This window comes from Intrasporangium sp., assembly GCF_035280925.1.
Classification (GTDB): Bacteria; Actinomycetota; Actinomycetes; order Actinomycetales; family Dermatophilaceae; genus Intrasporangium.
The window spans coordinates 21,956-34,686 of record NZ_DATEEY010000181.1; the positions used below are offsets into that span (position 1 = coordinate 21,956).

Below are 12,731 nucleotides of genomic sequence, written 5' to 3' on the forward strand. Positions count from 1 at the left end.
CCTGGCCGTATGCCGCTGAGCTCGCCGGCTGCCCCAGTCCTCTCCTCATCGGGGCCGGGTCACCTCCCACGCGGAACTACCCTTGGCGCGTGCCGATCGTCATCACCGACCACGCCGACCCGCGGCTCGAGGACTACGTCTCGCTCACCGATGTCGCCCTGAGGAGGCGGGCGGAGCCGGAGCGCGGCCTCTACATCGCCGAGAGCGAGAAGGTGATCCGGCGGGCCCTCACGGCGGGTCACCGGCCCCGCTCCTTCCTCATGGCACAGCGGTGGCTGGCGGACCTCGCCGACGTGGTGACGGACGCGGAGACGCAGGGGGTCCCGGTCTTCGTGGGGGAGCACGACGTGATCGAGCGGCTCACCGGCTTCCACCTGCACCGCGGGGCGCTGGCCTCCATGCAGCGGCCGCGGCTGCCCGATGTCGCTGAGCTCGTCGCCGAAGCGCGTCGCGTCATGGTGCTCGAGGACATCGTCGACCACACCAACGTCGGCGCGATCTTCCGGTCCGCGGCCGGTCTCGGGGTGGACGCCGTGCTCGTCACCCCTCGATGCGCCGATCCGCTCTACCGACGCTCGATCCGGGTCTCGATGGGCACCGTCTTCCAGGTGCCGTGGACTCGGATCGACCAGTGGCCCAAGGGAGTCGACGTGCTGCGCGAGGTGGGCCTGACGGTGGCGGCGATGGCGCTCTCAGAGGACGCCGTGACCCTCGACGAGCTCGCGGCACATCCGCCGGAGAAGGTCGCCTTGGTCCTCGGGACCGAGGGTGACGGGATCGGGGCGCGCACCGTCGCAGCCGCCGACCTTACGGTTCGCATCCCGATGGCCGGTGCGGTGGACTCACTCAACGTCGCGGCTGCCTCGGCGGTGGCGATGTGGGCGCTGCGCGTGCCTGGCCGCGCCTGAGCCCGGGAGTCTCGCCGGGTCCAGGCGGTCTAGGGCTGGGGCACCCGCACCAGTCGGTCGATGAGCCGGTCCAGCTCCGCTGCCGGGTCGTCGGTCAGTCCTCCGTGGACGGGCCCCGGCTGGATCACCGTCGACCGAGGGGCGATGATCCAGCCGAACCGCTGCCCCGGCTTGTCGAGCGTCGGCAGTCCCCGTCCGGACTCGCCGCGGCACACGGCCTGGACCCGACGGAGCGTCGCGCGCACCCCGTCGAGCTCGCAGTGCGGAGCGAACGAGGTCACGCGGTCCTCGTCGAGCTCCCAGGCCGCGTCGAGGAACTCGGCGTCCTGCGAGTAGAGGACGACGCCGACGTTGAGGAACTCCTCGCGGTCGACGCGGGGGACGATCCGCAGCACGACGTACTGGTAGGCCCTCATGCAGCAGCCCGTCCGGGCACCCAGGCGGTGCTGTCGAGTCGCGCATCGAGCAGGGCCCGGTAGGCCGATCGGACCGAGCCGATGTCGGGCAGGTCCGGGGTCGTCTCGAGCCACTCGTCGGGCACGTCGTCGAGTGCGGCGTCGATGCGCTCGGGCGTGACCAGGGCCGCTAGCTCGTCGTGACGCGCCGCGACGTCGCCGGCGACGTCCCGCAGGACGTGCCGACTGGCATCGAACGCCTGCGCCGCGAATCGCTGGGGCGACGGCGCGCGGCTCGGCCACGAGTGGTGGAAGTAGAGGGCGGCGCCGTGGTCGATGGCGTGGGTCCGGCCGTGCCACACGAGCAGGTTGGGGTTGGACCACGTGCGGTCGACATTCGCGGTCATGGCGTCCAGCCAGATGATGCGCTCGGCCAGATCCGGGGACGGTGGCTGCGAGCCGTCGTAGCCGAGCGAGCCGGGCAGGAAGTCGACCCCGAGGTTGCTGCCGACGGACGCGGTGAGCAGGTCCTGGACCTCCTCGTCCGCCTCGTACTTCGCGATCCGCTCGTCCAAGGCGATGACGGCGAGATCCGGCACGGGGACGTCGATGGCCCGCGCCAGACCCGCGACGATGACCTCGGCGACGAGCACCTTCAGCCCCTGGCCGGCTCCGCGAAACTTCATGACGTAGGTGCCGTCGTCGCTGGCCTCGACGATCCCGGGGAGCGACCCGCCCTCCTTGAGCGGGGTGACGTAGCGAGTCGCCGTGACCTGGGGCAGCACGCCGTCAGCCTAGTGGGCGTCGGGCGCGGATCCGCCGACCCGTCTGGCTAGCAGTCCCGCACCAGCGGGGCACGGGCGTCCCACGCGGACACGCGACGCCAGAGTCCCGGCAGAGCAAGGGCCAGCACGCCGAGCACCGCTGCCACGGCGAAGAAGGGCCACGTCGTCGCGCCTCCCGGCGGCAGCGTCCACGCAGCCAGCGTCGCCGCCGTCACCAGGCCGAAGTTGTACATCATGTCCTGGAGCGAGAACGTGCGGCCCAGCAGCGCGTCGGGCACATGGGCCTGCAGCAGGGTGTCGGTGCTGATCTTGACGGTCTGGACCGCGAAGCTGACGACGAAGTTCGTCGCCGAGACGGTCCATGGCGTGAGCCAGGGCGCCAGCGCCACCGCGGCCACCGCGGAGAGGGCCAGCATCCGCGCCGCGAAGGGGATGGGGTGCCATCGGTGCGTGAGCCACGGGGCGACGAAGGCGGCCAGACCGAACCCCGCGGCGGCTGCCGCGGCGGCCAGGCCGAAGCCGAGGACGTCGCCGACCTGCTGTCCCGGCTGCGCGAACGGGCCCCGGAACAGCAGCAGGGTCTGCATCAGCACGTAGCCGAAGGGCAGCCGGGAGACGAGGACGAGCACGAGCAGCAGCCGGGCCCGCCGGGGCAGGGTCCGGAGCGCCTCGACGAGCCCTCGAGCCACCGCGGCCAGCACGCGCACCGACCGGGGACCGCCGGCCACGGTATCGGGCCCGATGAAGGGCAGCCGCCGAGCCGCCCAGGCCGCCGACAGCGCAGCTGCGGCAGCGACGAGGGCGACAGCGGCGTCCGTCCCCAGCGCACTGATGAACCCGCCCACCACGATCCCGGCGAAGAATGCGACGGACCCGGTGGTCGGGGCCACGGCGTTGCCACTGACGAGATCCTCGGGCGCGATGAGATGGGGCAGCGCCGCCGAGAAGCCGGACAGGATGAAGCGGTTCACCGAGAAGACGAGCAGGACGACGAGGAAGAAGCCGGGGCCGGTGACGCCGAGGATGATGAGCGCTGCGACGGCCGACATGGCGACCACGCGGGCCAGCTGACTGACGACGATCACCTTTCGGCGCGGCCAGCGGTCCAGCAGCGTGCCGGCAAACGGCCCGACGATGCTGTAGGGCAACAGGACGACGGCAAAGGCGGCGGAGATCAGCTTCGGGTCGGTGTTCTGCTCCGGGTTGAACAGGACGTGGCTGGCGAGGGCGGCCTGGAAGACACCGTCGCTGCCCTGCGATGTGACCCTGGCGACGAAGAGGCGCCGGAACCCCTGGACGCGGAGCAGCATCACCAACGCACGCAGGAACGTCACGGCGTCAGCGTACGGGCGTCCTCTCTGACGCCGTTCGTGCGAGCCGGCGGACGGGTAGGACCTACTCATGAGCTCGTCCGATTCGATTGCGGCCGGCCGTGGAACCGCGCCCGCCGAGCTGGTCCTCGTCCGTCATGCCCAGAGCGTCGGGAACGTCGCGGCCGACGCCGCCCGGCGCGAGGGACTGAGCCGACTGGACCTGGACACCCGAGACGCGGACACCCCGCTGTCCGACCTCGGCCGCGAGCAGGCCGCGGCTCTGGCCCAGCACCTCTCGGATCTGGGCCCCGGCCGCCGCCCAGACATCGTGCTCAGCTCACCGTATGCGCGGGCCGCCGAGACGGCCGAGCTCGCGTTGGCGGAGTTCGGCGACCTCGACGTGCTGCGGGACGAGCGGCTGCGTGAACGCGACCTCGGCGCGTTCGACCGACTGACCGGAAGCGGGATCAAGGAGGCCTTCCCCGACGAGGCCGAGCGACGGGGTGCCACGGGCAAGCTCTACTACCGGCCCCCCGGTGGCGAGAGCTGGACGGACGTGGCCCTGCGGATCCGTAGCGTGCTGTCCGACATCCGCTCCGACTATGCGGGCAAACGGGTCTGGGTCTTCACGCACCAGGCCGTCATCATGAGCTTTCGGCTCGTCATCGAGGGCTTGGACGAGGCCAAGCTCCTCGAGATCGACCGCGAGATGCCGCTCGGCAACTGCTCTCTCACGACGTACCGCGATCGCGACGGGACTCTGGCGCTCGACTCCTTCGGTGCCGCCGACCATCTCGAGGCTCGTGACGTGTCCAGGACGCATGAGGAGCCGCACGCCGCGGCGACGGGAGAGTCGGATGGCTGAGCGTCTCCCCGGGCAGCCGGACCCGGTGTGGGACACCGTCGTCACGCCGAGCGTGCTGCGCGACTGGCCGCTGCCGGACCCCTTCGGCGACAAGTACGACAAGGGTGGAATGCTCATTGTCGGCGGCGGCGCCCAGACGCCCGGTGCGGTCCTGCTCGCCGCCGAGGCCGGGCTGCGGGTGGGAGCCGGAAAGGTGCGGGTGGCAACCGTTCGCAGCATCGCGCCACACCTCGCGACGGCGGTGCCAGAAGCGTTCGTCGAGGGGCTGCCCGAGGAGGAGGATGGCGACCTCGCGCCCGACGCGGCCGAGCAGATCCTCGAGCTCGCCGGTTCCGCGGACGCCGTGCTCCTCGGGCCGGGGATCATGACACCCGAGGCGGCGCGCGGGCTGCTCGAGCGCGTGGTGCCGCACCTCGAGGCCGCGGTGCTCATCGACGGCCTCGGCATGGCGTATCTCACCGGGAACCTGGACGGGGTGCGGCATCTCGCAGGTCGGGCGCTGCTCACGCCCAACGCCCGGGAGCTGGCCAGGACGCTTGGTCGGGAGGCAGAACCGCAGGACGAGGACGAGATCCGGACGCAGGCGACGGAGCTGTCGCGCAGGAGCATGGCCGTTGTCCTCGGCGGTGCGGCCACCTCCTTCGTGGCCAGGCCGGATGGCGCCGTGTGGCGCAACGAGGCCGGGGCCCCGGGGATGGCGGCAGCGGGGTCCGGGGACGCCAAGGCGGGGGCCATCACCGGCCTGCTCGCGCGTGGCGCCGCCCCGGAGCAGGCGGCTGCCTGGGGGGCGTTCATCCATGGCCGCGCCGGCGAGCGGCTCACCGCAGCGGTGGGCCGGGTCGGGTTCCTGGCGCGGGAGCTCGTCAGCGAGCTGCCCCTTGCACTGGCCGAGATCGAGGTCTGAGCATGCGACGGGCCCCGTGTCCCGGACCGGTACACGGGGCCTGCATGGTGTCGAGGGGGGGACTTGAACCCCCACGCCCGTTAAGGGCACTAGCACCTCAAGCTAGCGCGTCTGCCATTCCGCCACCCCGACAAGGTGATGTGCAAGCGGTCCCGACGCACGTCTGGGGATCCCTTGCGGCGAGGTGAAACGGTAGCACGGGGCCCCAGCAAATGACCAAACGGGTGGCGGGCACCCGGCGAGCTCAGCGGCATACGCTGACGCCATGACGAGCCACGACGCGAAGGACACCTCCGCAGCGCCCCTGCCGACCGCGCAGGACGAGGTGGCGCGGATCTGCCGGGACCTGATCCGCATCGACTCGTCGAACTACGGGGACGGCAGTGGGCCGGGAGAGCGCAAGGCCGCGGAGTACGTCATGGCCGAGCTCGCGGAGGTCGGGCTCGAGGCTGAGCTGCTCGAGAGCCAACCGGGGCGTTCGACCGTCGTCCTGCGGCTCGAGGGCGAGGATCCCGGCCGGCCGGGGCTCGCCGTGCACGGCCACCTCGACGTCGTGCCGGCCAACGCGGCCGACTGGCAGGTCGACCCCTTCGCCGCCGAGGAGCGCGACGGCTGCATCTGGGGGCGGGGCGCCGTGGACATGAAGGACATGGACGCGATGATCCTTGCCAACCTGCGCGAGTTCGCGCGCACCGGGACGCGGCCGGCCCGGACGACGACGTTCGTGTTCTTCGCCGACGAGGAGGCCGGGGGAGTGCAGGGGAGCCACTGGCTCGTCGAACGGCATCCCGGGTGGTTCGAGGGGGTGACCGAGGCGGTCAGCGAGGTCGGCGGATACAGCGTCACCGTCCCGACTCCTGACGGCGAGCAGCGCGCCTACCTGCTGCAGACCGCGGAGAAGGGCATCGTCTGGCTCCGCCTCCACGCCCACGGCCGCGCCGGCCACGGGTCGGTGCTGGGCGACGAGAACGCCATCGTGCGGCTCGCCGCGGCCATCGGCCGCATCGCGGCGCACGAATGGCCCCGCGAGTACATCGCCTCCGTCAAGCAGCTCCTCGACGGCCTGAGCGGCCTCACCCAGATCCCGTATGCCGCTGGGCTCGATCCGCTCCTGGCCGTCCTCGGCGGGGCGCAGGGTTTCGTGCGCGCGACGCTGCAGGACACGGCGAACGTGACGATGCTCGAGGGCGGCTACAAGCACAACGTCGTCCCGCAGACAGCGTCGGTCGCGGTCGACTGCCGTTTCCTGCCCGGGCACGAGGACTCGCTGCTGTCGACAGTTCGCGAGCTCGCCGGGGAGCACGTCGAGGTCGAGGTCGTCCACCGGGACATCGCCCTCGAGGCACCCTGGGACGGCGACCTCGTCGAGGCCATGAAGCAGTCGCTGCTCCGTGAGGACCCCGGCGCGGCCGTCTTGCCGTACTGCCTGTCGGGAGGCACCGACAACAAGGCGCTGGCCACGCTCGGCATCCGGGGCTATGGCTTCGCGCCGTTGCGGCTGCCGGCCGACCTCGACTTCGCGCCGATGTTCCACGGCATCGACGAGCGGGTGCCGGTTGAGTCGCTCCGGTTCGGTGCCCGCGTGCTGGGCGACTTCCTGCGGACCTGCTGAGGCCCGCCCGCCGTCAGGCGGTGCGCTGGACGCGCATGATCTTGCGCCGCAGCCAGAAGCGGTGGACGCCGCCCTCGTACCGGACTGACCGGGCCAGCTCCCACCGGCCGTACTCCGCGTGCTCGCGCACGGCCTGGCGCGCGGCTGCCTTGGAGGTGCGCCGGTCGAACGTCAGGATGCGGTACTCGTACTCGGTCATCGCGGAACATTGTGACATCACCGAGGCACCCGAGCTCGGGATCCTGCCTTGTGCCGTGCCTGCGCGCCGCCCGGGGGACAGGTCCCTGGGGTAAGGTCACACGGTCCGGTCCAGGGGGATCGGGGAAGCGCTCGCGCGGCGGGCTCGATCGGCCCAGGAGGGCACCAGATGTTGAAGAGGACCCGCCGCTTCGCGGCTGCCGCGGTCGTGCTGCCCGTGGCGTTCATCGCGGCTTGCGGGACGGCGACCGAGACGGAGGCTCCGGCCGCCAACCAGACGACCGCGGTCAGCCCGGCCCCGCAGGCGTCAACCGCGCCGGCGGCCCAGGGGCACGGGGACAAGGACGCCTTCATCGCCGCCCTCAAGTCGGGCAGCGACCAGATGACCAGCGCCCATGTCGAGATGGTCCTCGAGGGCCAGGGCGAGACGATCACGATGTCCGGAGACACGAAGATCGACCCCACGAACCCGGCCATGCAGATGTCGATGGACATGGGCGGCTCCATGAAGCTCGACATGATCGTGCTCGACAAGATCCTCTACCTCCAGGGCATCCCCGGCATCGGGGACGGGAAGTGGGCCAAGATGGCCCTGAGCGGGGACATGGCCAAGGAGTTCGAGAAGTCGCTCGAGCAGGCCGATCCCTCGAAGATGGCCGAGACGTACGAGCAGGCCATCACGGACGTCGAGTACGTCGGCCCGGAGACCGTGGACGGGGAGAGCCTGCAGCGCTACGAGGTGACCATGGACACCAAGGCACTCGGGGACACGTTGCCCGATGACGCTGCCCAGCTGCCCGACACCTTGACCTACGACATGTGGCTGGATGACGAGGACCGAATCCGCAAGGTCGAGTACTCCGTGTCCGGCATCAAGGGCGACATGACCATGAGCAAGTACGGCGAGCCGGTTGACATCACCGCGCCGGCAGCCGCCGACGTCGTCGAGGTCCCCACCTCGTGACGCTCCTTCCCTGACCGACGGGTGAACGGTCTGCGAACGCTGTCGGCGTCCGCAGGCCGTTTCCCTTTCCTCCTGCTTTTTGGTGCGCGCCATACCGTGTCGTCGGCGGCGTGGGTCGACTACGGTCAAGTCATGACCGTGGAGCCTCGCGCAGCCCTGGAGCGGCTCATCAGCGCCCTCGAACGCCACTACGAGGCAGCGGGGTCGACACGGGATCCCGACCATCCGCTCGTCATGGCAGCGGCCCAGGACCTCGCCGAGGCGTTCGACGAGTACGACGAAGCCCTCTTCGACGCCACTGAGGTCGCGACGCCCCTGGCCGTCTACGGAGACGACTTCGACGGTCACGAGGACGAGGACGACAGCGACACCGTCTATGCCGGGCTCGACCCCGACGAGTACGACGACGAGGACGACGAGGACGACGACGACCTCGACGACGATGAGGACGACCTCGACGACGAGGACGACGACGATGTCGAGTTGGACGACGAGGACGAGCTGGACGACGAGGACGAGTTGGACGACGAGGAAGAGCTGGACGACGACGAGACGCCGGACGGCGTGAGGTCCGAGGCCTGACGAGCCCAACGCCGAGCTACCAGGGACTGGGTCCGAGACTCACGGGCGTGCGGACACGTCGTCCAAGGCGTCGACGATCTCCGGTGGGAGCGTCAGCTCGAGGCTGGACAGGGCGGTCCTAAGCTGGGCTGCCGTCCTCGCCCCCACGATGGGGGCAGTCACCCCGGGCCGGTCCCGGACCCAGGCCAGGGCCACCTCGCTCGGACTGACACCGAGGCCACGCGCCGCCATGACGACCGCTTCGGACACGCGTCGGGCGTGGTCGTCGAGGAACCGCTCGGCGAAGCCGGGAGAGTCCGGGGACGTGGCGCGCGAGCCGGCCGGTACGCCGGACCGGTACTTGCCCGTCAGCACCCCGCGCCCCAGGGGCGACCAGGCCAGGATGCCGAAGCCGAGCGCCTCCGCGGCAGGAAGGACCTCTCGCTCGGGCTCCCTCTCGACGAGTGAGTACTGGATCTCGTTGACCACCAAGGGGACTCGCGCCTGTTCGAGCAAGGTCAGTGCCCTGGAGACCTGCCAGCCGGTGTAGTTGGAGACGCCGACGTAGCGCGCGCGACCAGTCCCGACCGCCCATTCGAGGGCGGAGAGGGTCTCCTCGAGAGGGACCTCGTCGGACCAGGTGTGGGCGAGCCAGAGGTCGACGTGGTCGGTGCGCAGCCGCCCGAGCGAGGTGTCGAGCTGGTGCATGAGGGTGCGCCGGGAGACGTCGACCCGGCGCTCGTCGCCGACACGGTGGATTCCCGACTTGGTGCAGATGACGAGGTCCTCCCGGGACACGACCTGGTCGAGCATCTCGCCGATGCACGACTCGGCGTCGCCGCCGCCGTACCCGTAGGCGGTGTCGATCAGCTCGCAGCCCGCATCGAGGAAGGCGCGGACGTGGTCACCGGCCTCGTGGCGATCGACCGAGTTGCCCCACGTCATCGTCCCGAGGGCGAGCGGGGCGATCCGGAGGCCCGAGGAGCCGACACGCCTGTGCATGACCACGCACGCTAGTCGCTCGGGGCGGGCTGCCCCGGCCTTTCCACGCCGGAACCCCTGCTGGCCCGCTGCCGGTAGCCTCCCAGCATGCGACTCGGAGTGAACGTCGGCTACTGGGACCGCGGAGCCGCAGCGCACGACATCGTGGCCATCGCCCAGGAGGCGGACCGGCTCGGCTACGACAGCGTGTGGGTCGCCGAGGCCTACGGCTCCGACGCGCCCTCGATGCTCGCGTGGATCGGAGCGCTCACCGAGCGCATCCACCTGGGGTCCGCGGTGATGCAGATCCCGGCCCGGACGCCGGCGATGACCGGGATGACCGCGGCGACCATCGACACGATGTCCGGCGGACGTTTCCGGCTCGGCCTCGGAGTTTCCGGTCCCCAGGTCAGTGAGGGATGGCACGGTGTCCGGTTCACCAGCCCGCTCGCGAGGACTCGGGACTACGTCGAGGTCGTCCGGTCCGTGCTGCGCCGCGAACGGGTCACCCACGACGGACCGCACTACGAGCTGCCGCTGCCGGATGGTCCGGGAAAGGCGCTCAAGCTGGGCTCCCGTCCACTGCGCAGCGACATCCCGGTCTACCTGGCGGCGGTCGGTCCCCGGAATCTCGCCCTGACCGGTGAGCTCGCCGACGGGTGGCTCGCCATCTTCCTCAGCCCCGAGCATGCAGGCGAGCAGATCGAGGCGATCTCGGCGGCGCGCCGGGCCGCGGGGCGGGGGACGGAGCAGGACCCCATGGCCGGGTTCGACGTCGTGTCGTCGACTCCCGTCGTCCTCGTCGAGGACGTCGCGGCGGCTGCGGACCACCTGCGCGACTACTGCGCCCTCTACATCGGCGGGATGGGCTCTCGGGAGCAGAACTTCTACAACCGGCTCGCCTGTCGGATGGGCTTCGAGGAAGAGGCAGGCCGGATCCAGGACCTCTACCTCGGCGGGCACCACCGCGAGGCGGCCGCGGCCGTCCCGATCGAGTTCATCGACGAGACGGCCCTGCTGGGGTCTCCCCGGCGGGTGGCGCAGCGCCTGCGCCGCTACGAGGACGTCGGCGTGACCACGCTCGCAGTGGCAACCGGCGGCAGAATGACCCGTGAGCAGGCGATGGCGACCCTGGCCGTCCTTGGGGAGCTGCACCCGCACCCCGAGCCCTGACCCGCGTGCGTGACCGACGCCCGTGACCCGTGGTCAGGGCGAAGCGTCGGCCGGGATAGGCTGCTCCACTGTGTCCTGCTGCGATCCCACGGCCGAATCGGGACGGCACACCAGCGTCCGTCGATCCAGAAGGTTTGTGAAGCGTGGCTGACCTGAGCTACCTCGACGCCATCATCCTCGGCATCGTGGAAGGCCTGACCGAGTACCTCCCCGTCTCCTCGACGGGCCACCTGACCATCGTCGAGAAGATGCTCGGACTCGAGGTCGACGACCCCGCCGTGACCGCCTACACCGCAGTCATCCAGCTGGGCGCGATCGCGGCCACCCTGATCTACTTCTTCGCGGACATCACGCGGTTCGCCCGGGCATGGTTCCATGGGCTGGCAGGAGCAGAGGGGCGTAGGAATCCCGACTACGGGCTGGCCTGGGCGGTCGTGATCGGCTCGATCCCCGTCGGCCTGGCGGGATTCATCCTTCGCGATCTCATCGCCGGCCCGCTGCGCAGCCTCTGGGTGGTTGCCGCCGCCCTGGTGCTGTGGAGCATCGTCATGGTGGTGGCTGAACGGGCCCATTCGGCGTTCGAACGCCGAGGTGCAGTCCGGGGCGAGCACACGGTGACCCCGGTCGACGGCCTCGTCATCGGCCTGGTCCAGTGCTTCTCCCTCATCCCCGGGGTCTCTCGCTCCGGGGCGACCATCTCGGCGGGCCTGATGCGGGGCATCGACCGGGTGACGGCCACCCGCCTCAGCTTCTTCCTCGCGATCCCGGCCCTCACCGCCGCGGGCGTTTTCCAAGCGGTCGAGGAGCGCGCGAACCTCGCCCGTCTGGGGATCGGCCCCATGGTCGTCGGCCTCGTCGTGGCCTTCGCGGTTGCCTACGCCTCGATCGCGTGGTTGCTGCGGTTCGTGGCCTCCAACAGCCTGTTGCCGTTCGTGTGGTACCGCGTCGGCCTCGGCACCCTGCTGGCAGTCGCACTGGCCGCGGGCTGGATGACCGCCACCTAGCCACCGGGCACCGCGCGGGCGCTCGCGTCCACGTCAGAGCCAGCCCGAGCGCTTGAACCTCGTCCAGAGGAACAGGCACACCGCTGCGATGAGGGCGATCACCACGAAGTACCCGTAGTAGTACTCGGACCCACCGACGTTCACGCTCGCGTCCAGCTCCGGCATGCCGGAGAAGTTCATCCCGTAGATCCCGGCGATCATGGTGGGGACTGCGGCGATGGCGACCCAGGCTGAGATCTTGCGCATGTCGGAGTTCTGCTGCACGGACACGCTGGCGAGGTGTGCGGACAGGACGTCGGTGAGGAGCCGGTCGTAGCTCTCGATGTGGTCGTTCACGTGGCGCAGGTGGTCAGCGACGTCGCGGAACAGGTGGCGCAGGTCCATGTGCACCTCCACACCGCTGCCCCGCTCCAGGTAGTCGGCCAGTGAGTCGGCGAGGGGGCCGCTCGCTCGCCTGAACTCGAGCACCTCGCGTTTCAGGCGGTAGATCGCATTGGCGTCGCCGACACCGTCCTCGCCCACGACCTGTGCCTCGATCTCGTCGAGGTCGACCCCGAGCTCGCGGTCCACGTCGACGTAGTGGTCGACCACGGAGTCCATCACCGCGTGCAGGACGACGAGCGGCCCGAGCGCCAACAGCTCGGGCTGCTCCTGGAGCTGCTCGCGGACGTCGCTGAGGGGGTTCCCCTCCCCACGACGGACGGTGACCACGAAGCGGTCCCCGATGAAGAGCATCACCTCGCCCGTCTCGATGTCACTCGTCTCGTCGATGTATCGCAGGGTCTTGAGCACGACGAACAGCGAGCCCTCGTACTGCTCGATCTTCGCGCGCTGGTTGCCCATGACGGCGTCCTCCACCGCGAGCGGATGGAGGCCCAGCTCCTGGTTGACCAGCGCGAACTCCTCGTTCGTCGGGTCCTTGAGACCGATCCAGATGAAGCCCTCCGCACCCTCTCTGAGGGTCGCGAGCTCGTCGCTCAGGTCGCCGCACTCAATGCGTTGGCCGTGCCGGTACATGGCCTGGTCCACGATCACAGCCGTAGTCCACCACAGCACGACGCCGTATGC

At 70.5% G+C, this 12,731-nt stretch carries 14 protein-coding genes and 1 tRNA gene; 8 read left to right on the forward strand and 7 right to left on the reverse strand.

Annotation, left to right across the window (positions count from 1 at the left end; genetic code table 11):
- Window positions 1-89: 89 nt before the first annotated feature.
- Window positions 90-908, forward strand: a complete 819-nt coding sequence (locus VJN29_RS16580) for an RNA methyltransferase (RefSeq protein ID WP_324144742.1) — start codon at window positions 90-92, stop codon at window positions 906-908.
- A gap of 29 nt (window positions 909-937) precedes the next feature.
- Here VJN29_RS16580 and VJN29_RS16585 read toward each other — a convergent pair whose 3' ends face one another.
- The 3 genes from VJN29_RS16585 to VJN29_RS16595 are packed head-to-tail and all read right to left on the reverse strand — an operon-like array spanning window position 938 to window position 3,422.
- Window positions 938-1,324 carry a DUF3037 domain-containing protein gene (locus VJN29_RS16585; RefSeq protein ID WP_324144743.1) on the reverse strand — a complete coding sequence of 129 codons (387 nt, stop codon included), beginning with the start codon at window positions 1,322-1,324 and terminating at the stop codon, window positions 938-940.
- Window positions 1,321-2,088, reverse strand: a complete 768-nt coding sequence (locus VJN29_RS16590; protein WP_324144744.1) for a HipA family kinase — start codon at window positions 2,086-2,088, stop codon at window positions 1,321-1,323. Before VJN29_RS16590 ends, VJN29_RS16585 begins: the two co-directional genes overlap by 4 nt.
- Window positions 2,089-2,135: 47 nt before the next feature.
- Window positions 2,136-3,422: an MFS transporter gene (locus tag VJN29_RS16595; protein ID WP_324144745.1), complete on the reverse strand. Its 1,287-nt coding sequence runs from the start codon at window positions 3,420-3,422 to the stop codon at window positions 2,136-2,138.
- Window positions 3,423-3,489: 67 nt separating this feature from the next.
- Between VJN29_RS16595 and VJN29_RS16600 the strand changes: the two genes are divergently transcribed.
- Together VJN29_RS16600 and VJN29_RS16605 are read left to right on the forward strand one after the other, a co-directional pair.
- Window positions 3,490-4,266 (forward strand): histidine phosphatase family protein, encoded by a 777-nt coding sequence (locus VJN29_RS16600; RefSeq protein ID WP_324144746.1) that lies wholly within the window; start codon window positions 3,490-3,492, stop codon window positions 4,264-4,266.
- Window positions 4,259-5,170, forward strand: coding sequence for an NAD(P)H-hydrate dehydratase (locus tag VJN29_RS16605; protein ID WP_324144747.1), 912 nt, complete (start codon window positions 4,259-4,261; stop codon window positions 5,168-5,170). Before VJN29_RS16600 ends, VJN29_RS16605 begins: the two co-directional genes overlap by 8 nt.
- A gap of 45 nt (window positions 5,171-5,215) precedes the next feature.
- Here VJN29_RS16605 and VJN29_RS16610 read toward each other — a convergent pair.
- Window positions 5,216-5,302 (reverse strand) — tRNA-Leu (locus tag VJN29_RS16610).
- Between the two features lie 133 nt (window positions 5,303-5,435).
- Here VJN29_RS16610 and VJN29_RS16615 point away from each other — a divergent pair.
- Window positions 5,436-6,782, forward strand: a complete 1,347-nt coding sequence (locus VJN29_RS16615; protein ID WP_324144748.1) for a M20/M25/M40 family metallo-hydrolase — start codon at window positions 5,436-5,438, stop codon at window positions 6,780-6,782.
- Window positions 6,783-6,795: 13 nt separating this feature from the next.
- Here the strand turns inward: VJN29_RS16615 and VJN29_RS16620 are convergent, their stop codons facing one another.
- On the reverse strand, window positions 6,796-6,981 hold the full coding sequence (locus tag VJN29_RS16620; RefSeq protein WP_324144749.1) for a DUF5703 family protein: 186 nt from the start codon (window positions 6,979-6,981) through the stop codon (window positions 6,796-6,798).
- 168 nt (window positions 6,982-7,149) lie between these two features.
- On the opposite strand from VJN29_RS16620, the gene VJN29_RS16625 reads away from it, so the two are divergent.
- Window positions 7,150-7,944 carry an LppX_LprAFG lipoprotein gene (locus VJN29_RS16625; RefSeq protein ID WP_324144750.1) on the forward strand — a complete coding sequence of 265 codons (795 nt, stop codon included), beginning with the start codon at window positions 7,150-7,152 and terminating at the stop codon, window positions 7,942-7,944.
- Between the two features lie 132 nt (window positions 7,945-8,076).
- Complete coding sequence (locus VJN29_RS16630; RefSeq protein WP_324144751.1) at window positions 8,077-8,526, forward strand: hypothetical protein; 450 nt, start codon at window positions 8,077-8,079, stop codon at window positions 8,524-8,526.
- A 39-nt stretch (window positions 8,527-8,565) separates the two neighbouring features.
- On the opposite strand, the gene VJN29_RS16635 is transcribed toward VJN29_RS16630, so the two are convergent.
- On the reverse strand, window positions 8,566-9,507 hold the full coding sequence (locus tag VJN29_RS16635) for an aldo/keto reductase (protein ID WP_324144752.1): 942 nt from the start codon (window positions 9,505-9,507) through the stop codon (window positions 8,566-8,568).
- An 87-nt stretch (window positions 9,508-9,594) separates the two neighbouring features.
- On the opposite strand from VJN29_RS16635, the gene VJN29_RS16640 reads away from it, so the two are divergent.
- Both VJN29_RS16640 and VJN29_RS16645 read left to right on the forward strand, forming a co-directional pair.
- On the forward strand, window positions 9,595-10,659 hold the full coding sequence (locus VJN29_RS16640) for an LLM class F420-dependent oxidoreductase (protein WP_324144753.1): 1,065 nt from the start codon (window positions 9,595-9,597) through the stop codon (window positions 10,657-10,659).
- 143 nt (window positions 10,660-10,802) lie between these two features.
- Window positions 10,803-11,663, forward strand: a complete 861-nt coding sequence (locus VJN29_RS16645) for an undecaprenyl-diphosphate phosphatase (RefSeq protein ID WP_324144754.1) — start codon at window positions 10,803-10,805, stop codon at window positions 11,661-11,663.
- Between the two features lie 33 nt (window positions 11,664-11,696).
- On the opposite strand, the gene VJN29_RS16650 is transcribed toward VJN29_RS16645, so the two are convergent.
- Entirely contained in the window at window positions 11,697-12,698 is a 1,002-nt protein-coding gene (locus VJN29_RS16650; protein WP_324144755.1) for a magnesium and cobalt transport protein CorA, read from the reverse strand.
- Between the last annotated feature and the right edge of the window lie 33 nt (window positions 12,699-12,731).